This window comes from Brakhagea baltica, assembly GCF_052161605.1.
Classification (GTDB): Bacteria; Planctomycetota; Planctomycetia; order Pirellulales; family Pirellulaceae; genus JBKCUI01.
Genome location: NZ_CP197409.1, coordinates 3844085 through 3867151, shown reverse-complemented (window position 1 = coordinate 3867151; position 23067 = coordinate 3844085). Strand labels below are relative to the sequence as shown.

20 protein-coding genes are annotated in these 23067 nt (G+C 51.1%); 2 read left to right on the top strand and 18 right to left on the bottom strand.

Annotated features, from left to right (window positions below; translation table 11 throughout):
• Positions 1-163 precede the first annotated feature (163 nt).
• From SH449x_RS14805 to SH449x_RS14730, 16 genes are all read right to left on the bottom strand, one after another.
• Positions 164-568: a hypothetical protein gene (locus SH449x_RS14805; RefSeq protein ID WP_482376846.1), complete on the bottom strand. Its 405-nt coding sequence runs from the start codon at positions 566-568 to the stop codon at positions 164-166.
• A 12-nt stretch (positions 569-580) separates the two neighbouring features.
• Positions 581-1177 (bottom strand): hypothetical protein, encoded by a 597-nt coding sequence (locus SH449x_RS14800; RefSeq protein WP_482376845.1) that lies wholly within the window; start codon positions 1175-1177, stop codon positions 581-583.
• 881 nt (positions 1178-2058) lie between these two features.
• Entirely contained in the window at positions 2059-2454 is a 396-nt protein-coding gene (locus SH449x_RS14795) for a hypothetical protein (RefSeq protein ID WP_482376844.1), read from the bottom strand.
• Positions 2451-3659 carry a hypothetical protein gene (locus SH449x_RS14790; protein ID WP_482376843.1) on the bottom strand — a complete coding sequence of 403 codons (1209 nt, stop codon included), beginning with the start codon at positions 3657-3659 and terminating at the stop codon, positions 2451-2453. The genes SH449x_RS14795 and SH449x_RS14790 overlap by 4 nt, the downstream gene beginning before the upstream one ends.
• On the bottom strand, positions 3643-3795 hold the full coding sequence (locus tag SH449x_RS14785) for a hypothetical protein (protein WP_482376842.1): 153 nt from the start codon (positions 3793-3795) through the stop codon (positions 3643-3645). Before SH449x_RS14785 ends, SH449x_RS14790 begins: the two co-directional genes overlap by 17 nt.
• A gap of 119 nt (positions 3796-3914) precedes the next feature.
• A complete protein-coding gene (locus SH449x_RS14780; RefSeq protein ID WP_482376841.1) occupies positions 3915-4151 on the bottom strand; it encodes a hypothetical protein in 237 nt (78 codons plus the stop codon).
• Positions 4152-4239: 88 nt separating this feature from the next.
• Positions 4240-4392: a hypothetical protein gene (locus SH449x_RS14775; RefSeq protein ID WP_482376840.1), complete on the bottom strand. Its 153-nt coding sequence runs from the start codon at positions 4390-4392 to the stop codon at positions 4240-4242.
• Between the two features lie 262 nt (positions 4393-4654).
• The gene (locus tag SH449x_RS14770; protein ID WP_482376839.1) at positions 4655-5545 is read right to left on the bottom strand and encodes a fasciclin domain-containing protein; all 891 of its coding nucleotides are present in this window, start codon (positions 5543-5545) and stop codon (positions 4655-4657) included.
• A gap of 384 nt (positions 5546-5929) precedes the next feature.
• Positions 5930-7330, bottom strand: a complete 1401-nt coding sequence (locus SH449x_RS14765; RefSeq protein ID WP_482376838.1) for a DUF1501 domain-containing protein — start codon at positions 7328-7330, stop codon at positions 5930-5932.
• A gap of 11 nt (positions 7331-7341) precedes the next feature.
• Positions 7342-9825, bottom strand: coding sequence for a PSD1 and planctomycete cytochrome C domain-containing protein (locus tag SH449x_RS14760; RefSeq protein WP_482376837.1), 2484 nt, complete (start codon positions 9823-9825; stop codon positions 7342-7344).
• A 460-nt stretch (positions 9826-10285) separates the two neighbouring features.
• Positions 10286-10651 (bottom strand): DUF6992 family protein, encoded by a 366-nt coding sequence (locus tag SH449x_RS14755; protein WP_482376836.1) that lies wholly within the window; start codon positions 10649-10651, stop codon positions 10286-10288.
• A 98-nt stretch (positions 10652-10749) separates the two neighbouring features.
• Positions 10750-11250 (bottom strand): nuclear transport factor 2 family protein, encoded by a 501-nt coding sequence (locus SH449x_RS14750; protein ID WP_482376835.1) that lies wholly within the window; start codon positions 11248-11250, stop codon positions 10750-10752.
• A 311-nt stretch (positions 11251-11561) separates the two neighbouring features.
• Positions 11562-11768: a helix-turn-helix transcriptional regulator gene (locus SH449x_RS14745; RefSeq protein WP_482376834.1), complete on the bottom strand. Its 207-nt coding sequence runs from the start codon at positions 11766-11768 to the stop codon at positions 11562-11564.
• The gene (locus SH449x_RS14740) at positions 11761-12204 is read right to left on the bottom strand and encodes a hypothetical protein (protein ID WP_482376833.1); all 444 of its coding nucleotides are present in this window, start codon (positions 12202-12204) and stop codon (positions 11761-11763) included. Before SH449x_RS14740 ends, SH449x_RS14745 begins: the two co-directional genes overlap by 8 nt.
• 929 nt (positions 12205-13133) lie before the next feature.
• Positions 13134-14396, bottom strand: a complete 1263-nt coding sequence (locus SH449x_RS14735; protein ID WP_482376832.1) for a hypothetical protein — start codon at positions 14394-14396, stop codon at positions 13134-13136.
• 39 nt (positions 14397-14435) lie between these two features.
• A complete protein-coding gene (locus SH449x_RS14730; protein WP_482376831.1) occupies positions 14436-15089 on the bottom strand; it encodes an RraA family protein in 654 nt (217 codons plus the stop codon).
• A gap of 206 nt (positions 15090-15295) precedes the next feature.
• Here SH449x_RS14730 and SH449x_RS14725 point away from each other — a divergent pair, with 206 nt between their 5' ends.
• Positions 15296-16807 carry a M81 family metallopeptidase gene (locus SH449x_RS14725; protein ID WP_482376830.1) on the top strand — a complete coding sequence of 504 codons (1512 nt, stop codon included), beginning with the start codon at positions 15296-15298 and terminating at the stop codon, positions 16805-16807.
• A 114-nt stretch (positions 16808-16921) separates the two neighbouring features.
• Here the strand turns inward: SH449x_RS14725 and SH449x_RS14720 are convergent, their stop codons facing one another.
• Both SH449x_RS14720 and SH449x_RS14715 read right to left on the bottom strand, forming a co-directional pair.
• A complete protein-coding gene (locus tag SH449x_RS14720; RefSeq protein WP_482376829.1) occupies positions 16922-20428 on the bottom strand; it encodes a PVC-type heme-binding CxxCH protein in 3507 nt (1168 codons plus the stop codon).
• A gap of 280 nt (positions 20429-20708) precedes the next feature.
• Complete coding sequence (locus SH449x_RS14715; RefSeq protein WP_482376828.1) at positions 20709-20987, bottom strand: hypothetical protein; 279 nt, start codon at positions 20985-20987, stop codon at positions 20709-20711.
• A gap of 321 nt (positions 20988-21308) precedes the next feature.
• Here SH449x_RS14715 and SH449x_RS14710 point away from each other — a divergent pair, with 321 nt between their 5' ends.
• Positions 21309-22526, top strand: coding sequence for an outer membrane protein assembly factor BamB family protein (locus SH449x_RS14710; RefSeq protein ID WP_482376827.1), 1218 nt, complete (start codon positions 21309-21311; stop codon positions 22524-22526).
• Positions 22527-23067: the final 541 nt, after the last annotated feature.

Sequence of the window (23067 nt, the reverse complement as noted above, 5' to 3'; positions counted from 1 at the left end):
GTATGTTCCGTTAACCGTCTTTCCTTTGACCTTTCAAGAAGTCATCAAGCTTGGATCGAACAAGTCATCGCGTTGGAAAACTTTGTTGCCTTGGAATACCGTATCCTTGGTCTAGAACTGCCGAATCTGCTGCCAATTCCTTGGCACTCCACTAACTGGGGCGTTACTTATGGATGTTCACCAAGCAAGCCGCCATTGCGTTTTTCGCAGCGGTCCAAAATGCTCGCTCAGTTGAATCAACCTCGTGTGCGATAAGCTTCACGATTTTTGCTTGAAGCCCTCGAAGGCTGACGCCAAGAGTTTCGTAGTGAGCTGCCGCGTCCTTCACGCCTCTGGCGGCACCGCCGACGAAATATCCAACTTCTTCGTCATCTGCGTATTTCGCTCCAGACTGATTCACACATTCGGGGTCGTCGTACTCAATCGTAAACTCAGCCGATGCGTCAGTGGCTGGGCCAACTTCGACGAATACGATCGCGAACGGTGCCGAACTGTTTGGCCCATCACTGGCGCGTCCACTGCAACGAATCGGGGTCGTGATCGTACTTTGTGCGTTTAACTCGATCATTTTTAGAAATCCTTAGTCAAAAAAAGGCCAAAACTTCGGTGTTCGCGGGGCTAGTTCATGAGCCCCCTGCAAACCCTCGCGGAATACGTGTTCCCATTGTCCGCCATTTCGCTGCCAGGCACTCAAATCCTGGAACGGCATTCCCTGTCCCATCATTGTACGCTCAGCCAATTCATGATCGGCCAGTTTTCTGAACCATTCTTGTTGCCTGGCGTTCAGAGGTCCATTCTGGGCCCGCAACCACGCCTCGGCAATCTCATCATTGGCATCAAACCGCTTACGAATGACTTTCCCGACCTCTGGGGCGAAACGTTGGTGCTTCCCGAAAAACAGATGCTTCTTAATTGTCGTCACCTCGGCGACAGATAGCCCTGTGTTTTGGGCGACAGAGTCGATATCGGAGCGTCGTAGTGCCCGAATCGCGTCGTATTGCTGCTCCGCTAGTGATGAGTAAGCTCGATTCACCATACCAGTAACTGCCCTCCATGGGGTCTTTCCGAAAATGCGGTCCCAGGCATTACGGAACCAATTTGAGTTTACTTTCGCGGGGCCTTGAGTGGTAGCCTTGATTCCGTCGGTCACCTTGTTGAGCTTGTTGCCGTTCTTCACGATCGAAGCGACACAGGTATCGCCTCAAGGAATGTATCCTGCATGCCCAACGCACCGTCGTGGGCAAGCTGTATTCGCTCTTGATACTTCTCATCCTGCGGTAAGAATCGATTCGCAGAAAGAACACTTAGCGGTCGATTATCGTCCTCACGCTGTTGTTGCTTAAGTGCTGCCTGCCGGGCTGCTTCCTCTTCTTGGCGACGGCGTTGATCTTCTTCGTCGAGCTTGACACCTTTGGGTTTACGTTCCGCTCCGCTGTAAAGACTCGAACGCTTGACGGTATCTTGAACCGTTGGGGTTCACCGGAAGTGGATGGCACTGTGCGAAGCGACCCACGAAACCCGGTTGATAGGTTTGCACCGCGAGAGATGGGAGTGACGCAAGAGTTGTCTTGAACACAGTTGATCATCGATCCTCTTGCGTTTCTCTTATCTCTAGCGGTGTGAATATCTTACAGGAGGGGGCCGCTTGGGGACGCAGTGCAGGATATTTCGTCGGTGGCACGGCATGTTTCTCATGCAAAACGGGAGAACGCGAACGATCGCTTGTCTCCCTCCAAAACAACACGAGCTAAGCCTTATGCACCTGCGTCTTGTACCAAGAAAAGAGTGTCACCAAGCGAGCAGCAAGCTCGATGGATGTCTGATTGATCGTCTCAAGCCGGAAAATCGAGGTAGAACCAACTCACAAAACAATAAAAGCGCCCCAACCGTTCGCCCATTTAGGTCGAAGTGAGCCCAAGCTCATCGATTGCGTGAGCTGTGCCTCAGAGAAACTCTCGCCGCACCATCAACTCGCCTAATAGCGTTGAGTTCTCGAACGCTTTTTTCCAGAATGTCCTGCAGCGCCGGAATGTCACGTCTACTGTCCGGCGGTTTAGATTAGTATCCGTCAACCACAATTGAATAACGGCTTTCCATGTCGTCGCGGTACTCATCGCCAGCGAACTTGAGCACGCCTTTTCGCCACCAGTGTGGAGAGTCCGTTGGGCGATCGACATTTGTTTGCAAGACAGTTCGGAACTGTTCGTCAATCTCCTCAATCGCCTTCCTGAATGAGTTAAACTCACCGAAGGTCTTCAGTCCTGAATCCTGGAGCAAGCATTCCAAATAGTCACGAACTCCGATTTCGTCGTCGTACTCATAGATTGTCCAATCGTAGCCATCAACACACTGACCAACGAAGTCTGTCCACCATTTAAGCAACTCGACAGATGACCGGCGTTTGTAGCCGTGTAATGATAGTGTTTCCCCTATTCGCTCTTCGAATGCACTCACTTGATGGCCTCCAAGAAGTAGTCATAACCGCGATCTGGTCTAAAGAATGTTCTGATGTAGCCATCTTTCGACAACACGCCGAATGTTTTATCTGCCCAGTTCCAACGTATGCGCTCGCCATTCGCCATCGTGTGTTCTACGATGCTACCGCCCGCTCTCTGCGTCCACATACGCTGTGCTGCGGCTTTATAGGCTGCAAGACTTCCAAATTCAGGCATGTCCGCGCCGCCTGGCTTAGCAAGTTCCTTTAAAACGCCAGACTTGTCCCGCTTCCAGATAACGCCTCGGGCGTGCTTCGCATAATGTTCCGCTAGAAGCTGGCCATTTCTAAAGCCAGGAACGCTAATCAACCCGCCCGCTGTACTAACTGGGGCATTAACCCGAGGAGGATTTTTCCCGACGGACAAGCCGTTCTCAATAATACCAAGCGTCTTGGGTTTTGTCGCTCCCTGCTTGGCAAGATTACCTAGAGCATTGCCTCCTGCATTGCCTCCCTTGGGGCCAGGGACGAACAGGCTGGCTAGGAATCCAACCCAACCACCCAAGTATGAACCAGCACCATTCGGATTGTTGAAGCCGTTGTAACCTGTAAGGCTTCCCATCAAATCCCGGGTGGTCGATCCCGTGGGCGTCACTTTGTCATTGACCGCTGCCGCGAAATCGAGCCCCTCATCTACCAAGTCGCCAGAATGCCCACCGGCGACCTTCGCGACTCCCAGCACCGCATCGTTAAGCGTGGGAGGATCCGGAAAATCATGCTTGTGAAATCCAACTTGGAATCCACCCGCCTGCAAATGGGATTTCAATCGACCGTGGAACCAATCCGACCACGAACGCTTGGCCATGTGGGCATTGATTAACTGCCACTCCTCTTCGCTATGCTCAGAAAGGATATCTCCGTAGATATCGATGACGATTCGAATACCACCCGGTGTGACCGGAGGTGTCGGGACCTCCATCTGATTGCCTGGATTGTCGTTGCTTTGATTACCGCCGGACGAGTTGTTACCGTTCCCGTCACCGTTTTGCCCCCAGTTACTTCCTCCATTACCGTTGTTCTGGTCGCCATTTGGGGACAAATGGCTATCAGGAACGTGGATCGTTAGACCGTGCGTGGCGAAAACGCGTTGACGGGCTCTTTCCACCTCGATGAAGCTTTCAAGGGGCGATCCAAAGTCCGTTTCCGCTTCAGGTTGTCGAAGCACCAAAACAGTGGCTGGCACCATGCGAAGCACCACCAATCAGCTCGCCCACGCGAAGCGACCCGCGAAACTTGGTTGATAGGATTACACCGCGAGAGATGGGAGTGACGCGAGAGTTGTCTTGAAAATAGCTGATCATTGTTCCTCTTGCGTTTCTCTTATCTCTAGCGGTGTGAATATCCTAAGGGAGGGGCCGCAAGCGGACACAGTGCGGGATGTTACATGGATGGCACTGATTGTTCTACTTGGGGCAGGGTGTTACATCGATTTTACTTCTTTGAACTTTCTATGTGTGAGTACGACCGTCTTTCCGCAAGCATACTTTGCGATAGGGTTGTTTTGGCTGTCCTGGCCAATCCAAACGTAGTCGTCATCGCGGCACGCACCACATGGACACTTCAAGTTGGATCGGTGCAGTATCGTACCCAGGGTGCTTGCTAGATGGATCATACCCACACTTATTGCGATGGCTCCGAGCGTGCAACCGGCCGCCATCCAAAAGCCTCCATAGCAGAAAGTACGGGGACACAGCACTTCTGAGTGCGGCCCGCGTACCGGAATAAGGAATCCACCGCTGATGGACTCAAGCCCCCGCCGTTGAGACTACTGGCTGATTGGTTGATGGTGCGGCCCCAATCAGCTCGCCCACGCGAAGCGACCCGCGAAGCTCGGTGGATAAGTTTACACCGCAAGAGATGGGAGTGACGCAAGAGATGTCTTGAGGGTAATTGATCATTGTTCCTCTTGCGCTTCTCTAATCTCTAGCGGTGTGAATAACTTAAGGTAGTGTTCACAGTAGCTTTAGCTGCAACTTTCTGGAATGGACAGCAACCATCTCACGAACGATCAGCGAACGCCCAAGGCGGTAATGCCGATGAGCATGTTGAAAAATGGGTCGGATGGATCCGTATAATACCGAAGTCCGACAACCGAAATAAAAAAAGGGTAGCATGATGATGCTACCCCTATTTCATTTTTATCTATTCAGCCAAACCAAATTACTTGGCAGGTGGCATGATGACAGTATCGATTACATGGATCACGCCGTTAGCAGCGTTGACGTCGGTGGCGACAATCTTCGCATTCTCGACATAGGCTGCACCGTCCTTGACGGAAATCTTAACACTGGAACCTTGGACAGTCTTAGCAGACTTGGCTTCCAAAGCACCTTCCGAGAAAACTCGGCCTGGAACAACGTGGTAGGTCAAGATGGCAACAAGCTTGTCCTTATTCTCTGGCTTGAGCAAATCCTTGATGGTCGCTTCTGGAATCTTAGCGAAAGCTTCGTCGGTTGGAGCAAATACTGTGAAAGGACCTTCTCCGCTCAGTGTTTCAGCCAAACCTGCAGCTCCAACAGCGGCGAGCAAAGTCTTGAACGAACCAGCCTTCTCTGCAACGGCTGGAATCAAGTCGGTCGAAGGAAGAATCACACTGTCAATGACGTGGATAACACCGTTGCTGCACTTGATGTCAGTCTTGACAACGTTAGCACCGTCAACTGAAACCTTTCCTCCGTCCACCTTAACGGCAATGCGTTGACCGTTTAGGGAAACCGCACCTTTGACCTTAACTACGTCCGCTGCCATGACAGTACCGGAAACGACGTGGTACTTGAGGATAGCTTGAAGAGTTGCCTTGTTTTCAGGTTTTAGCAATTCGGCGATGGTTTCCTTTGGCAACTTACCAAAGGCTTCGTCAGTTGGAGCGAAGACAGTGAACGGTCCAGGGCCTGAGAGAGCCCCACCGAGATCAGCAGCGGTTGCTGCTGCAATTAGGGTCTTGAAGCTGCCTGCTTCAACAGCGGTTTCGACAATGTTCTTGTCAGCTTTGGCTACAGCGCCCAAACCCGCAACAGCTGCGAGTGCTAGTCCGAAAAATTTGATTTTCATAGGTTGAATCCGTCTTATCAAAAAACATTTTGAAGGGGGATGCTCAATCGAGCAAGATGTGTAACGGTCGCGAACCAGTTGACGCATTGTACGAACGAGTCAACTAGGCCGTTCTAAAAAATTACAGATTGGCGTGTTGGAAAACGGATGGGGCAGGTAACAGATAACCACATTTCCAGCCGAGGACGCCGTCTCCCATGCTGTTCATAGTCTGGGATTCTGCTGGTGGATAAAACAGATTCAGCATTATGCAACGCTAATTCAACCACCAAAACTTAAATTTTTCGTCCGGATAGCGCTTCACCCACCTTTTGGGGTACGGCACCTGAATTCTGAAATCGCGTAGGCTGAAATCGCATAGTCAGAGCAAAGTTAGAGGTTTACTTACGCCATGATTTGGTGGATGACGTTTCCTTCCACGTCGGTTAGCCGAAAGTCTCGGCCACCGTAGGGGTAGGTGAGCCTCTCATGGTCGATCCCCAATAGATGCAGGATCGTTGCGTGCAAGTCGTGGACGTGAACCTTGTCGTGAGCCGCGTAAAAGCCAAAATCGTCGGATTCTCCGTAGCTGAAACCGGCTTTGACGCCCCCGCCAGCCATCCACCAGGTAAACGCGTGTGGGTTGTGATCGCGACCGTTGTCACCTTGAGCCGTTGGCGTTCGTCCAAACTCTCCGCCCCACATGACCAAGGTATCCTCCAGCATGCCGCGTTGCTTTAAATCCATCAACAAACCTGCAATTGGTTTGTCCACTTCGGTGGATAGTTCCTGATGCTTTTCCTTTAACTCCGAATGCTGGTCCCAGTAAGCATGCGACACTTGAACGAATCTCACTCCCGCTTCGGACATTCGTCGCGCGATCAAACATTGACGCCCATAATTATCGGTTGGGCTGCCATCGATTCCGTACATGGCCAAAGTTGATTCGGTTTCACCCGAGATATCGAGCAGGCTCGGAGCGGCTGATTGCATACGAAACGCCAATTCAAACGATTCGATCCTAGCATCGAGATCGGACTCGATACGAGCCGATGTGCCAGCTCGCTTTAATCGATCGAGATCTCCGAGCAGTTCGATTTGTTTGCGTTGCAACTCTGGTGAAACACTGTTGTTAGTAAGGTTCTCGATCTTGGCCGTCTTCATATCTGCATGACTGGAACCGATTCGGGTCGCTTGATGGATAGGTGGTAAGAATGCCGAACCGAAGTTGCGAACGCCACCGTGACCAAGTGTAGGATTGATAGTAATAAAACTCGGCAAACTCTCATTCTCTGTTCCCAAACCGTAACTAATCCATGCACCCATGCTAGGTCGTATAAATGTATCGGATCCAGTATGGACTTTTAAGAGTGCTCCTCCGTGGGCTTCGTTGGAACCGTGAATGGATTTGATGAACGTAATATCATCGACACACTTCGCTACATTTGGAAACAGATCGCTAACCCATGCCCCAGACTGGCCATATTGTCGGAATTCCCAAGGGCTACGCAGCAGGTTTCCGGTTTGAGCAAATTGAATTCTCGGTTTATCAAACGGTAGCGGTTTTCCATCTTGTTTGATTAACTCCGGTTTGTAATCAAAGGTATCGATATGCGATGGACCGCCATGCATGAACAAGAAAATAACCCGTTTAGCTCGGGGAGCGAAATGTGGCGTCTTGGCTGCTAGGGGACTGTTGGCCACAGTCCCTTGATCGGCAGCTTGACACCGAGCTAAGAGATCGATCAATGCCAGCGAACCGAATCCGGCGGATGCTTGACGTAATAATTGTCGGCGAGTCCACATGGTAAACCTTTTCAGTCAATGTATACAAATTCGTTGGCAGCTATCATCGAACGGCAAAGTGCGGACCAAGCCTGAGTGGCTCGCTCTAAGGGGTCGGTAACGCTCTCTAGTCGAGACTCTGCATCCTCGATAAAGAGCATCGATCTGTTCAGTTCCGCTTCTGTCGGTTGTCTGGCGTACAAGATGCCAAACAAAGCCCGAACCCTATCTTGAGGATTTTCGTGCCTTGAGATTAATTCTTTGGCAATGGCCGTCGCTTGTGCGTGAACTATCGGACTGTTGAGCAAGAACAGCGCTTGATGAGGCACTGTAGTCGTCGGACGCTGTTCAATATGGTTGGCGGTTTCTACATAATCGAAGGTGGAAAACATCTCGTACAGCGAAGCTCGATTCACGGGCAAGTAAATCGCACGACGATTTGCGTTCACATCGGGGGCTTTGCCTCCTATCTTGAGATCAAGGCCTCCTCCCACGAACAGAACCGAATCGCGTACCGGTTCCGCCTCGAGCCGACGACGTGTTCGACGCCACAAAAGTCGGTTCTCGGGATCTTGTTGGGCGTATTGTTGTGACTCGGGAAAGTCGACATCACTAGCCATTTGATAAGTCGCAGAATTCATAATAGTGCGGTGCAACTGTTTCATCGACCAGTCGTCTTCGATCAGGCGGCTAGCCAAATAGTCAAGCAAATCCGGATGGGTTGGTTCTTCGGCACGCAGCCCAAAATTCGAGGGGGAACGCATCAAGGCTTGTCCGAAATGCCACATCCAAATCCGATTCACCATGACGCGTGCTGTCAACGGATTCTCTGGTGAGACCAACCATTGAGCGAGTTGTAAGCGACCGCTTTGATTTTCGGGCATGATGGGCTGAGGAGCTGTTTCGGCTAGAATCGCAGGAATCCCGCGAGCGATTTTTTCCTTGCCCAGTGTCAGGTGATTTCCTCGAATATGAATTGGCAATTCGGTGGGAGTCGCTTCATCCGCAGCCATGACCATCGTGAAGTTTGGCATTCCTTTCTCGGCTTCTTCGACTTCTTTCTTCTGAGCTTCGACCTTTTGTTTGAGCGACTCCGCTTCTGCCTTGGCGGCTTCCAATTCGGTCTGCAATTGGTTCAGTTTTTCGGTCTGCAACTTGAGTGCTTCTTCCGAAGCCGCTAGTTCGACCTTGGTAGCGTCAATCTGTTTTTGATGCTCCACTCGCTGCGATTCGATTTCGGCGGAGGGAAGTGGACGTTCGAGCCAATTAGAGACGAAAGCGCGATCAGCCATCGTCTTGGTGCTGTAGAAGATTCCTGCGAGAGCATAATAGTCCTTTGCAGTTATGGGATCGAACTTATGATCGTGACAGCGAGCGCAGGCGATAGTCAAACCGAGCATGGTACGTGAAACCGTATCGATCTGCTCGTCGACAATATCGATGACCATCTTATCTTTGTCTTGTTCGGCTAACATCTTGGGACCGATGACCAGCATTCCTGTCGCGGTTAATCGTTCGCCATCGATTTGCTCATCACCAGTCTTGGGTAGCAAATCGCCAGCGAGTTGCTCGGTGATAAATTGATCGAGGGGTTGATCGCGATTGATCATTCGAACGACCCAATCGCGAAAATGCCACGAGTTGGGAAGCTCATGATTTTCATCAGCTCCGTTGGAATCAGCATAGCGAACGAGATCCAACCAATGGCGGCCCCAACGTTCACCGTAGTGAGGCGACTGCAAGAGTTTGTCCACTACTTTTTCGAACGCCTCGGGCGATTCATCTGCCAAAAACTCCTCCACCTCAGCAACGGTTGGAGGTAATCCAAGAAGATCAAAACTGGCCCGTCGAATCAAAGTTTCTTTGTCGGCCCGGGGACGCGGTTTCATATTCGCGGCTTCCAACTGAGCTAGCACGAAGCGATCAATAGGGCTTTTGACCCATCCCTCATTGGACACACTCGGGGGCACAGGATCGTTGATTGGCTGGAAAGCCCAATGGGACTTTGCAGCTTCGAAGTCGACTCCGCGTGGTGGCTCGGCGTTTCCCGTATCGCGAGGATCGATCGCGCCGCGCGCGATCCATGTTTGGAAGTCCGCGATTACCGAATCAGGCAACTTGCGATCAGGAGGCATTGCGAACGATTCATGCTTTAAGGCTGACAGCAACAAACTCTCGTCCACGTTACCCGGAATCAGGGCGGGGCCGCTGTCACCCCCCTCAAGAAGTCCGTCACGGCTATCGACCAACAAACCTCCGCGAATAATTTTTGCATCCGCAGCATGACACGAATAACAATGCTCGATCAGAATAGGTCTTATCTTATTTTCGAAGAAATCGATGTCAGCGCTTTGGGTTTCATCAATCTGGCCCGGTTTTTCAGGTGCAGTTGGAGAAAAATCCTTTGCACCGACAGCAGATACCATGAAAGCTAAAAGTACAACCGACAGACCAATTCGCGATCGTTCTACTCGATAGCCGAGACTTGGTAGCGGAAGCGTGTTCCGTAGAAACATGGGTAGGTACGCAGTTCAAAGAAGGAATGGCAGGTGGGACGCTAGGAAGCAAGGATCCTCGTGGGGGATACTCATTTTACTATATTCCTCCCGCTGATGCTAATAATCCCCTCTTTGGCGACTGACAAAAGTGGACAACCCGTCGAAGAGCGATAGCGAAACAAACAACGAGTGCTGAGATCGAATGACGACGCGGTGGTAAAGGAGGAGAGGCATTCGTGGCTTGGTACGGGTTTTGAGACATGCGGGAGAAGCTACTTTTGATAATGAGTCGTTGATAATTTTTGGTGCCGAAAGCCATATCGCTCTGTATAGATGTGGCATCTTTCTTCATTACTCGAGTAAACCGTACGGCAAACGTGTGATCCAACACGTGGTCTACGACACCAACTGGTCTAAGTCCTTTATCAAGACCAACGCCTGCGGACGAGTCAAAGTAGCGGCCCGAGTAGCGGAATAATCACTGGCTCGACAATCGCAGGTAGAACACAGCATCGATTATCGCAAGCGGAATCGCAGAAGCCAAAACGCCCCAGCCGAATCCTTTAACGAGAGCCTTCGTACGGGTTAGCAGCAAAATACCGGTCGGCAGGTAGATGAGTTGGAGCAGCAAGTTGATTCCTAGCACTATGTGCAGCTGTTCTGGGGCCATAGGTTCCTGCAGCAGCGATGGCCACACGATGAGCCCGTCGAGAAGGCCCCAAAGTCCTAACATCAACCAGAAACCACGAGCGAAATCGCGTGGTTTGAAAAACAGAGCCACAGTAGCAGATCCGAGAGAAAGCAGCGCTAACGCGAATATCGTAGCAACAAGTTGTTGGTGCATGATGAGACTCCTATAAACGAGCAAGAAACTTCCAATTGCATGGAACCGCTAATACACTCGCCGACACAACAATGCTTGCAGACACAGATGAAACGAGGCTACGGAGTCGCTTCAAACGGAACCCATTGGATGTCTTTTGGAACCTTATCGGATTCTAAACGAGTCGAATGCAAAAGCTGGACTTTCCAGCGGTCGCCCTCTCTTATAGTCACTGCACTCTCGAGCCAAACGACGGTCCGCAGCCCGCTACTACGACGAATTTCCGCCTTGTTCCAGTAGCTCACCCAGGCCACGTTGCCTTCCTGTCGAGCTCGAATCTGCTTAAAGAAGTTCTTGCGTTCATACGCTTCACCCTTGGGTTGCACTGCATCCACGAGCATGTCCATTGTCCAGTCTTCGCCGTGCTCGAGCAGCTGGAAGTCCTCGGTTGAAGTCTCCTTCATAGCCTTGCCATCGTGTTTGGACATCGCGGCAAACAGTTCTTTAACTGGCTGAAATGCAGGATCGTCCTCTGCAACCGCAATGCCGCTCAAGAACAAGACTCCACCAAACCAAAATCCGACACGCAAAGTTTCACGAACCAAAAGACTGTATTTCATGACTTCCACTCCAGTTAAGTAAATGAATCGGAGACGATCAACTCCCTTACCTTCCGCTTCCAGTCAGTCTTTAGACCTTAGTCCATAGCGTTTAGCAATAGCCGATGCTCGTAAAGCGCTTGTGGAACGATCGCAGGTTGATCACCGCGTCTCCAAATCTTACAGACTGCTAAGACAGCGTCAGCGTGAGTGGGGTGTGACACTACTGCAAGCCGGAGCAGAATATACGTATCAATAAGAACCTTCTGTACTCCACTTACTCCTTATAACTTACAGCTCAGAGCTTGTGACTGGTGCACCTCCAGATCGGTCTAGTCGACCAAGAAAAATAGTCGCTCAACTGGCCGACCAATTGCTTTGGCCAGTTTTAGTGCCAAAACTGTTGACGGAATGAAAATGCCATTCTCGACCGTGTTAATCGTTTTACGGCTGACACCAACTTTCTCAGCCAGTTGCGCTTGCGTAATCTGCAGCCGCTCCCGCTCCTCTTTTAGTCGATTGTGGAGTTGTTCAGGCACTTTTAAGAGCTCTTCGCTCAAGTATTCCAAAACGGATCGCTGCAACGCCAACCGCCGCAGACAACATAATACGAATCGCCTCACGCCCGGTAATATTCTCAAAAAAACTCACGCCATAAATAACAAATGCGCAAAGCACGATCGCCCAGAACCCCATCACCAATGCAGACCTGCGATTCTCAACGGTGGAATCGTCATTCATCATCGACCGAACGAATGGCTTTCGAAACCAACCTCCACCCATAGCTACCAGTAATAGTAAGGCAATCGCCCACACGATCCAAGCAACGATTTGAATGGTAGCCGGGCGACTGTCGCCGATGTCAACATTAAGACTCGTTACCATACTCACAACAAAAAGCCCTCCCAAAACAATGGCAACGCGGGCGCGCCGTAACGTTAATTTATCCGCCAGTTCCATTTGCTGAATCGCCATGATTACCCCAAGCTGAAGTTTTTTTCGTTAGTAACGCATAGGTTACACTTAGGATGGTAACCTGTAGGTTACACGCATGCAAGTAACTTACGGGCGAAATTCTCGGATTCGCGAATCAACCCCATCGCTGAATGCCACTCGAATACGGTTCGATTGTGGATCTGAATCCATGAGAAATGATACCTAACGCCCCATGGAAAACGTGTCGAGCCGTGAAACTGCAGAAGCAGGCTGCTTGGGTGTCCCGATTACATCGAGACAGTTTCCGGACAAGCACATGCAGCAAACTTTTTCTTTAGGCCAACGCGAACCTTATGGTTCGTAGTGCGTCAAAACATACAACACGTTTTCGTTGGCGGTATAGCTGGCGTGCCCTCTGAAGCACTTTTTCGATGGTCGAGCTCCACACCACTTTGCGATGGTTTGACCAACTGCCGTTTAGGAGTACATTTCAATTGTTGCGATTCGATAGATTGATCCGAGCTGGACCTTGCTCTTCGTTCACGAAAGTCTGCCGACGACTCAGAACCAGGAACTTTTTAAAATGATCCCAACAACCGACTGCCGAATCGGAGTACATCCTAATCCCTTGCCGCGATAGTGGGAGCTATCGAATGACGCACGTCGTCATGGCGCTCTGATCACTCTTCGTCGGTTGTTTCTTTGCGAACCTCGAGAAATTGCCTGAGTCTATATCGCAATGACGTAACAAATACTTAACAAGGGGAAGCGTCGGAAGTGTGAAGTCTGAAGAAAGAAGTTTGAAAGCTACTCTCGAGATTTCTTCACGATGGTGGTCAAGATGGCAACTAGCTCGTTAGCGATAACGAGAGCTGGGTCAGAACAGGACGGTACGGTTCGACATCAAAGCCCAGGGTTGCGCAGCGCACCCTGGGAAAACTTTGCCGAGCGTCACCTTCGCAAACGACTTAGAGAGTGATGTGCTGCCCGTAGGAATAGTCGGTTGGCTGATACTCAATTAGCAAGTGTGGCGTATCGATGCGCTCGCCACCGTTGTGGCGTGAGGTGAGGAGGCCATCGAGCATACCCGCCGATAGCAGCGAACGCTCGACGGGATAGACAGGGCGTCCCGTTAAGAGCATTTGCTCGATGCCTTTTAGTAAAAGTGCAAAATGTGGATAGCGTGGCTCCACCCGTTCTTCCATGCGAGTTGCTGAAACCGCTCCACCTTGCACTTGGAATGCCATCGAGATCGCTTGAGCTTTTCCAGCTAACATGATCGCCGGTGCCAGCAATCCGTCCCGATACTGGATCAAGAAAATGGCACCATCTTCTGGTGGGGCGTCGAGAACAGCTTGGCGATTGGTTTGGCTGGCAGCAAGTGCAGCATCGAGTACCTCTGGGTCGATGACACCTGTCTCAATCAGCCGATTGAGATCGCTTACGGGTAAGCTCTGCACCCAACGGACTCCTTTTTCTGCAGGCTTACCGGAAAGTTCGTTTTCGGCATCTCGTGGCGCGCGTCGCTCGAGGATACTTTGCATCACATCCAAAGTGTGAAAACCATAAATGTCCAATCCAGAATAGCCGACGGCGACGCTTGATTGAAGTTTCGAGCCGAAAGGCAAAGTTACATCAGGGGTACGATAGCCCACTGGTAAGGAAGAACCAGCCATCCAAGGTAAATTCAACTCTTTAGCACGTACAGCCATCCAGTGCGCATCGCCCCATTCTGGTCCGGGATGCTTATCGTTGAACACGGGAATCACTTGCTGGCACTTTTTCATCGTGTCGCAGATCTCATCAAAGAATCTTCGACGGGGGTAGAGATGCTGGCCTAGTGCATTGTACGGGTAGTCGCCCTGTTCACCGATACTCATCACACCATCGACGACCAATTGGTCGGTGCCGAAGGTTAATGCCTCGGGGATAGTTTTACACAATCGAAAGCCATACTTTTTAGCCAATTCGACGGAGAGATCATCATTGGGAAATTGATCGACATAGAGTGAAACGAGTTTTAGATGGGGGCCTGGACCGCCATCTTCTTCCCAGCCTTTAAGGATCTTGCTGAGTAGAACATCGGCATGTGAGTTTCGACGATAGATGGTCACGATACCGGCGACCCGTTTGGGACTCGATTGCGCGGCCTGCGATTTGAGCCCGCTGGCTGCGATACTCAAAGCGCCAGCTTGTTGCAAGAAAACTCGGCGGTTCGTTGCTGTGTTCATGTAGGGATCCTTTGAGGTAATTCGCTGGCTGAGTTGTGCCTATAGTATGCCATATTTTTGAAACGCATCGGCAGCCTTCATCCCCTGACGAATGGCATCTCGGACTACGTTTTCGCCTTGAACTTTTGCCAGAGCCAATCGGAGCGTCTCTTCTTCAACCGATTGAGGGATGACCACGATGCCATCGCGATCAGCAATTACTATATCTCCGGGGGTAAAGCAGATTCCATCGATCTCGACCTTGACATCGATGTCGATGACACGCTGGCGATTCAGGCTATCGTAAACGCACGTTCCTCGAGCCCAAACGGGAAATTTCATGCCCGAGATTTTGTCCACATCGCGAATGGCACCGTCGACAATCGCTCCGACGCACCCCGTATTGAGGGCTGCCGTAGAGAGCAATTCACCCCAGATGCCCGAGCGCATCGAGCCGCCTGCGGCAGCGATTAGGACATCATGGGGATGGCAATCATCGACGGCTTTTAACTCGAGTTCGTAAGGTCGCGGATCGACATGAGCCATATCGGCCCAAAGGGTTGTTTTGCAACGTCCCATGAGAACCGAATTGGTAGTCGTCAACGGAAACATGCTTACGCGAGGTGATTGATGACGGAATCCTAATTGATCTAATGCATCAGCGACGACGGCGGAATACAACTGTGTACGTAACTCAGCCATGGTGTACTTCATGTCGGATTGCCCTGATTGATTGTGAAGGATTCATTTGTCATACTTGTTCTGATTATAAGGAGGACGTCGTAGAGGTGCGGCGAAGGCATCCGGTGAATCCTGCAAAACAAAACGGAAATGTTACGATTATGTCCATACTCGACAACGTTCTTTCTCAGTTTCCTTCCTGAGAACCGTATCCAAAAAATCTTCTGAATAGCCAAACAATGCGCATCGGCATTATTTCACTTCTCCATGAATCGAACACGTTTGTACGACAGCCGACGACACTCAAGCAATTTCATGAGGATTTGTATTTAGAGGGTGAAGCTATTCGATTGCAGTTGGCTGACAGTCATCATGAAATCGGTGGTTTTTTTGCGGGTCTAGAACAGTGTAACCGCGATGGCGATGTCGTCGCGGTACCACTGCTGGCGACTCGCGCGACTCCGTCGGGGATCATCACGGCAGATACCATGGACAGGCTGGTGGCGCGCATGTTGACGATTGTCTCAGCCACACCTGAGCTCGATGGTATTTTGGTGGCCCCACATGGAGCGGCGGTCAGCCAATTCGAAGCTGATGCGGATGGTTATTGGTTAACCACATTACGGAAGCGAGTGGGGAATGACCTACCGATTATTGGCACGCTCGATGCGCATGCCAATCTTTCACCTGCGATGGTGAAGGCATGCGATGCATTGGTTGCGTATCGTACTAATCCGCACTTGGATCAGCGAGCTCGCGGTATCGAGGCGGCCACTTTGATAGTGCGGACGGTGCGAGGTGAATGGCGGCCGACGATGGCGGCGAGCTTCCCACCGATGGTGATCAACATTGAACGACAATGCACTAGTGAACCTCATTTGCAACATCACTATCAATTCGCTGATTTGCAGCTATCGCAACCAAAAATCCTTTCGAACAGCATTTTACTCGGATTCCCCTATGCTGATGTTGTTGACATGGGGGCAGCTACCATTGTTGTGACTGATGATGACCACAATTTGGCGCAGCAACTCGCCGATGAACTTGCTGGCCGTTTGTGGGAACATCGAGCGGATTTTGATGGTCAGTTGATAAACATCGATGCCGCTTTGAAAACTTGTGAGTCAGACACTCAGTCCCGTTATTGCTTGCTGGACATGGGGGACAATGTTGGCGGCGGCTCGTCTGCTGACGGTACAAGCTTGGCTGCGGCTTTAATGGAACGGCGTTTAGGACCAAGTTTTGTATGCTTATACGACCCGGAAGCTGTCGTGACCTGTACTGCAGCAGGTGTGGGTGCGCATCTGAGTTTGGCAGTTGGTGGCAAAGTGGATGATCGTCATGGTAGTCCGCTCCACGTTGATATTCGCGTACGATCGTTACATTCAGGCCACTTTCGTGAAACCGCGCCTCGACATGGTGGCATCGTCGATTTTGATCAAGGAGCGACCGTGATCGTTGAAACACTCGATCGCAATCTAACAATCATGCTTACCAGTCGCCGCATGGTTCCGTTTAGTTTACAGCAGATTACAAGTTGTGAATTGGATGCGCGACAGTTCCGCATTCTGGTCGCGAAAGGTGTCAACGCGCCGCTCGCAGCTTATCGCGAGGTATGCGACCAGTTCCTACGTGTCAATACCATCGGTTCCACATCGGCAGATCTCGATCAAATGGAGTTCCACAACCGTCGCCGTCCACTCTATCCATTTGAAGTGGCGCAAGGTAAATGGTTCGATTCCAATTTCTAAAGCATCGCTAAACAATTACTGTCCGGATTCTATTTGCTGGAACTATCTCGTCGGTAGGCTGACGTTCAAGCCAGAAGGATTGGGAATGCTCCTGGCTTGAGAAGTGTCCGAACATCAGTGTTTTCGAGCTTCGAGCACGTACTTCATCAAGTCGAGGAATTCCTCGCGACTTTTGAGCGTTTGTGCCAAATTCGCTGGCATTAATGATGTGCGGGATTCGCTAACTGCTTCGATTTCATCGCGCGTAATGGCGATCGGGTCTGGTTGTGCTAAGTTTCGAATCACCAATTGTTTCTCGTCTTCTGAGATTCGGATTCCCGTATAGATTGTACCATCGACGGTCAGGACGGTTACCTGGGCAAAGTCTTTGTCGATCCGATTCGACGGGCGAAGCACCGAATCCACCAGTTCCTCGGGGGTAATTTTTGTCGTCAACGATTTGAGGTCTGGGCCAATTCGTGGGGCTCCTGTTGCCGGATCGTGACAAGACGCACAGGCTGCAGCCGATTTGTAAAACAGCTCCTTGCCGCGGTCGGCATTGCCTGTCTCCTTTGCCATCCGAACTAACTCCGTGGTTTCCATTTCCAAGAGTTCATCTTCTAATGCCTTGTTGGAAAAACCTTCAGGATTGAGCCCCAGTTCCGCCAAAGCCAACTCTGCTTCCAATGGATGCTCGGCCAGCAATTCTTCCGGCTTCCAGAAGATCGAACGTTCCAAAGTTGCCGCGCGAACTTGTGCCACGGTTTCGGCCGAAATACTCGAACCACTGTTACCCCAGTTGTTTCGAACAAATGTCAGGACATCGGCTAATTCTTGGTCTGTTAGCAGGTTCTTAAAAGCGGTCATTGGCGGGACGCCGCGGGCCGGATCATAGGTCTTGCCATGAACTGTGAGTTTTCCCCACAATCCATGTAGGGTCAGTTTGATCAATCGTTCTTCACTGCCGTTGATCCATGTGCTACCAATCAACGACGGGTAGATGACTCCGTTGCCTTGTCCATCGGCCAGGTGGCAAGTCGCACAGTGTGACTCACGCTGGTAGATCAAGGAGCCTCGCTGGAACTGTTCTTGTTCAACTGGGCTGAGTCGCTTGGGAACCTCGTAGTCGACAATTTCAATCTCGGCTGGGGCTGCGAAGCCACTGGCACCGGTCGCGTCGACGTTGTACCAAAAATGCTGCACGGTTTTTGCTGCGACGACCGCATGAGGAACCGTTGAGTTGAGGAGTTGATTAAGCAAAACTTCGTTTCTCACGTTATGCTGTTGGTGCATCCACAAGGCTTCGAGCAAATGATGTGCTTCGCGTTCATCGTTCGGATCAAATCCAGCCATCCATTTTTGCGTGGCAGCGATTACCTCTTTCGAGTTCCGCCCACTCAGCTCCACTCGGGTTCGATGACGAACCCCATTGATCGGGTGTTTTAGGTTCTCTAGAAGCTCCTCGATCGGTTGGCCATCGATTTTGACAGGGCGTTGCAACGGGCGATCCTTGACAGTTAATCGCACGATGCGCCCATGTCGGTGATCGCGATTCGGGTCGCGGATGTTGTGCTGCATATGCCCGATGATGACATTGCACCAATCCGCTACGTAAAGCGCTCCGTCGGCCCCCACAATCGCGTCGGTGGGTCGGAAATTGCGATCTTCGCTATTGAGCAATTCCTTGACGGGTGTACCCCATACTTCACCAAGCTTTCGATTTTGGCCGTCTCCGTCCCGGTCCAAATGGTACTGTTTGACACCTAAAAATCCAATCGTGTTGCAGATCAAAAAGTCCTGTTGCATGTCATCCGGGAAATGTTCGGATGACAGGATTTCATTGGCGGCAACGGGACGAAACTCGACCTTGAGCAATTCGTGCATCTTGAAGCCTTTGCCTTCTGGACGCACCTGGAATGATCGGCCTCCGGTACCATCATTGGCGTAGAGATAACCCCAATAGTCGAAACTCGTGCCATGCGGGTTCGGTGAGTTGCCAGCATGAGGGGCAATGGCAAAAGTGAGTGGATCAAAGCGATACATACCGGAATCGCCGATAGTAAGATTCTGATTCCAGGGCGTTTCGTGATTGTGTACGAGGAAGATGCCGCTTTGCCAATAAATACCGCCATCCGGACCGTAGATCAAGTTGTTGGCAGCGTGGTGAGTATCGGACGTTCCCAGACCTTGCAACAGAATGGTGCGTTCATCGGCCACATCATCGCCATCGGTGTCTTTGAGAAACAGCAGGTCGGGCCCGGAAGTCACGATTAAACCACCACCCCAAAACTCGAATCCCAACGGATTGTGGACGTGGGCAAAGATCTTGCGTTGATCCGCCACACCATCTCCGTTGGTATCTTCGAAGATCATCAAGGTGTCATTCATTTCCTTGAGTGGTTCCCATTTCGGATAGGTGTTCCAACAGGCAGCCCAAAGCCGGCCCTTGCTGTCTACCTGCATTTGGACCGGGTTGGCCATGTCCGGGAACATCTCTTCTGATGCAAACACATTTAATTCATATCCCTCGGGAACCTTGATCATCGCCGCGCTTTCTGCGGGGCTCCGATATTTGACCGTCCCTTCCTTTTCGCCACTGGAGCTAGCGCTGCCACCGCCTACATTGGAAATGACTTTGATGGGCGGAGGCACGTTGCTGTCGTCAGCCTTGATTTTCTTCCCAGCCGCAGCGGCCCAAATCACAGGATCGCGATTGGCTGTCATCACATCCAGCATGGTCAATTCGTGCTTCAGCACTTCGGCGTTGCTCTGTCCGTCGACGAATGTCAAGCCTGATCGATTGCCCCAAACATCATTTCCGTCGGTCGCATTGTACCGATTGTGCCAATGCCAGTTCTTGTCTTGTACCGCTTGATAAATGACATTCAGACGCTGCTCGTCGTTGGGAGCTGGCTCGCCGATCAAGGCTTGCGAGATTATGTCGGCCAGCTTCCGATAGCCAGCAGGATTCAGATGGATCCCATTAATCGTGAATTGTTCGGGACTAGAAGTGAACAATTGAAACGTCGGTGAGTATAGATCGACAAATGTAGCACCCGAAGCTTGCGCTCCTCGCCGAGTCGCCTCGGTATAAGCCGCCAAGTTAGCGTTGATTTGCGTCCCTTCCGGTAAATTTGGATCGCCCGTGTTTTCGTACGCGATCGGGCTGAACAGGACGAATCTTGCTTCGACTCCTTTTTCTTTTCGCTTTGCTCGGTACCTCTCAATCATGGCCACAAGTTCAGCTTGATAAGCGTCGGCTCCATCGGGACCCGCGAAGGACTCGTTGTATCCAAACATCATAAAAATCACGCTCGGGGCAACGTGCTGTAGGTACTCTTCTTCGTTGATGTGCCCTTCGTCGCGTGGACGCTTTGTGACCGTGTCGCCGGAAAAGCTCATCGTTCGAAAGCGAACGTTCTTTCCCTGCAAGTGACTCTGTAAGACCGCTTCGACCCACGGGTTATGTTGCATGCGGTCTGCAAGGCCACTCCCATAGATCGTCACTAAATCATTTTCATGGAATGAGAACGGTTGGGATCCGTTCGAGCCGTTACTCGATGGCGTCGCCCAAGACAACATCGCCAATAGCAGTACGTGGAGGCAGCGGTTCAATACAAGTCGCATTTTTGAACAAGGCATTTTTAAAAATCTTTGCCAGGAGGAGAACAGGAGGGAGGGAATCTACGGAGGGAATCTACGGAGGGAATCTACGGAGGGAATCTACAGTGAGGGGGAAGCAAGAATAGAACCGGTGGATACCCGTTGGAATCAACGTCCTATCATTATCTTTGCCCAAATTGTAGCATAGCTAAAATTCGAGCGGTGTGGGGGAAAAAGTTCTTCGGCTCGGATGCAAGCGAAGCGATGGGTTCGGATCCCCAATTCTTTAAGCCGTGGGTGATAAGCAAACGATCCGGCATCAGACCGCACTAGAAGCCTTTGGCTGAGGGGCCGTAACTATTCGCCATCTTGGGATTCGATGTATCGAGAATCGGCCTTCATCCGCATACTTCACTAGGCCTCCGAGTTGCACGATCGAGCCAGGCTGGCTATCGATTGAAAAGCTGCTGCTCCTTATTTCCTCGGTGACGTCGTTGTAGGAATGCAGTTTTATATTCGAAATACCCTTAATCTTCGCCAGAGCCGATTCGGTTTGAAACCGCTCGGCATAGTAGTTATTCCGAGCAGTAACGAACATCGAGCACATAACAGCTACTGCAACAACAACCAGCAGCAGGTGTCGGATATGAAATTTCCTAAACGTCTCGCAACTAATTCTTTTGTCTCTGATGGGAGTAACCGAATACAGAGAGCTGACTCCTGTTTTGGTTCAATAGCCGGATAAGCCGTCTGGGTTGGCCCAGTATAACAGCCAGCGAAAGACACGCATGATCGCAACGGCATTCCGCAGCACATGTTTCCAATGGACGAAATCCAGCGATGGTGGGGTGCAATCGAGGAACCCTCGAATTATGATATCGGGGGATTGCGGTTCCTCCTCTTGCCCCAAATCCCACCTATGCGATATCTGTTGCTGCTAATTGCACTTGGCTATTTCGGAGATTGGCCCCAATTTCGAGGACCATCGTCAGACGGACATGTCCGCATGGACCATGTTCCGGTCGAATGGTCGGATACGACCAATGTCGTTTGGCGTGCGCCGATCGCGGGACTGGGATGGTCGTCACCTGTCGTGGTCGAAAGCACAATCTATCTAACATCTGCAGTTCCCAAAGGCTCCGGACTATCCCTCGTCGCCATGGCTCTCGATGCCAGCAGTGGTAAAACGATTTGGGAACGGGAAGTCCGCGTAGTCGATTCCATACCATCGATCCATAACAAGAACAGCCACGCCAGTCCGACGCCGATCGTGGCCGATGGTTCGGTCTTCGTCCATTTCGGGACACTCGGGACTGCTCGTTTGGCTTGCGAGGATGGAACGGTCCAATGGCTGTGTACGGAATTGATTTATCCACCTGTGCATGGATCGGGAGGGTCCCCCATATTGCGTGATGGGCGATTGGCGATCGTTTGTGACGGCAGCAAGGACCCGTTTGTCGTTGCGCTCGATGCACGGACCGGCTCGATCGTCTGGAAGACGCAGCGAGGTGTTTCGGCGAGGATCAGCCATTCGTTTGTCACGCCTTCGATCGCCCAGGTTGATGGCAAACCCCTTGTGCTCGCACCGGGGCCTGAGCATTTTGCCGCCTACGATTTGTCTGATGGCTCGGAAGTCTTTCGCGTTTTAGCACCTGGCTGGTCGGTGGTACCTCAACCGATCGTGTTCGAAGATTTGGTTATCTACAACCATGACTACGACAATCCCGAGTTGATGGCAGTTCGATTAGGAGGCAAGGGGGACGTGACGGGGACTCACGTTGCATGGCGTCGTGAACGATCGGCACCCAGTACACCTACTCCGGTGTTGGTCGATGGTCTTTTGTATACCGTCTCCGACAAAGGGATCGCTGCGTGCTTGGATGCCAAGACTGGTGAGCAGCATTGGATGGAGCGGCTGGGCGGGAATTACTCCGCGTCTCCAGTTTATGCGGATGGGCGCATATTGTTTCTAAGCGAGGAAGGGGTCGCAAAATGGGTACGAACAGGCAAGGATTTTGAGGTAGTACAAGTGAACGAGATTTCTGGCCGTACCTATGCCACTCCCGCCTTCGATGGGACTGGCATGTATCTGCGAACCGACACGGAGTTGCTAAAGATTGTCGACCCGAAACGCTGAGAGGAATTCTCGCGGTCAGCGTGAGCGATAACGCTCAAAGCACTGAGTGATTCCGACTGGCAGTTTACCACCAAGCGTTTGATCATAAACTCCGACGATTGTGCATCTGAATGAATAAGAAATGATACCAAACGCCCCATTGAAAACGTGTCGAGCCGTGAGAACTACGGAAGCAGGCTGCTTGGTTGTCCCGATTACATCGAGACAGTTTCCGGACAAGCACATGCAGCAAACTTTTTCTTCAGGCCAATGAGAACCTTATGGTTCGTAGAGCATCCAAATATCTTTGCGAACCTCGAGAAATTGCCTGAGTCTATATCGCAATGACGTAACAAATACTTAACAAGGGGAAGCGTCGGAAGTGTGAAGTCTGAAGAAAGAAGTTTGAAAGCTACTCTCTATGTTTGTTCACGATGGTGGTCAAGATGGCAACTAGCTCGTTAGCGATAACGAGAGCTAGGTCGGAAATCGCAAGTGGTTTGAAGAGATTTCGGTTTGCTCAACGTCTCTGTTTGCCAGTTTTTCTAGAGGAAAGATCGAG

Bases quoted from the DNA above. Each gene is read 5' to 3' on its own strand.
- SH449x_RS14805 (WP_482376846.1), bottom strand. From the start codon at position 568: ATGATCGAGTTAAACGCACAAAGTACGATCACGACCCCGATTCGTTGC.
- SH449x_RS14785 (WP_482376842.1), bottom strand. From the start codon at position 3,795: ATGATCAGCTATTTTCAAGACAACTCTCGCGTCACTCCCATCTCTCGC.
- SH449x_RS14780 (WP_482376841.1), bottom strand. From the start codon at position 4,151: ATGGCGGCCGGTTGCACGCTCGGAGCCATCGCAATAAGTGTGGGTATG.
- SH449x_RS14775 (WP_482376840.1), bottom strand. From the start codon at position 4,392: ATGATCAATTACCCTCAAGACATCTCTTGCGTCACTCCCATCTCTTGC.
- SH449x_RS14770 (WP_482376839.1), bottom strand. From the start codon at position 5,545: ATGAAAATCAAATTTTTCGGACTAGCACTCGCAGCTGTTGCGGGTTTG.
- SH449x_RS14765 (WP_482376838.1), bottom strand. From the start codon at position 7,330: ATGTGGACTCGCCGACAATTATTACGTCAAGCATCCGCCGGATTCGGT.
- SH449x_RS14760 (WP_482376837.1), bottom strand. From the start codon at position 9,825: ATGTTTCTACGGAACACGCTTCCGCTACCAAGTCTCGGCTATCGAGTA.
- SH449x_RS14755 (WP_482376836.1), bottom strand. From the start codon at position 10,651: ATGCACCAACAACTTGTTGCTACGATATTCGCGTTAGCGCTGCTTTCT.
- SH449x_RS14750 (WP_482376835.1), bottom strand. From the start codon at position 11,250: ATGAAATACAGTCTTTTGGTTCGTGAAACTTTGCGTGTCGGATTTTGG.
- SH449x_RS14740 (WP_482376833.1), bottom strand. From the start codon at position 12,204: ATGGCGATTCAGCAAATGGAACTGGCGGATAAATTAACGTTACGGCGC.
- SH449x_RS14735 (WP_482376832.1), bottom strand. From the start codon at position 14,396: ATGAACACAGCAACGAACCGCCGAGTTTTCTTGCAACAAGCTGGCGCT.
- SH449x_RS14730 (WP_482376831.1), bottom strand. From the start codon at position 15,089: ATGAAGTACACCATGGCTGAGTTACGTACACAGTTGTATTCCGCCGTC.
- SH449x_RS14725 (WP_482376830.1), top strand. From the start codon at position 15,296: ATGCGCATCGGCATTATTTCACTTCTCCATGAATCGAACACGTTTGTA.
- SH449x_RS14720 (WP_482376829.1), bottom strand. From the start codon at position 20,428: ATGCCTTGTTCAAAAATGCGACTTGTATTGAACCGCTGCCTCCACGTA.
- SH449x_RS14715 (WP_482376828.1), bottom strand. From the start codon at position 20,987: ATGTTCGTTACTGCTCGGAATAACTACTATGCCGAGCGGTTTCAAACC.
- SH449x_RS14710 (WP_482376827.1), top strand. From the start codon at position 21,309: ATGCGATATCTGTTGCTGCTAATTGCACTTGGCTATTTCGGAGATTGG.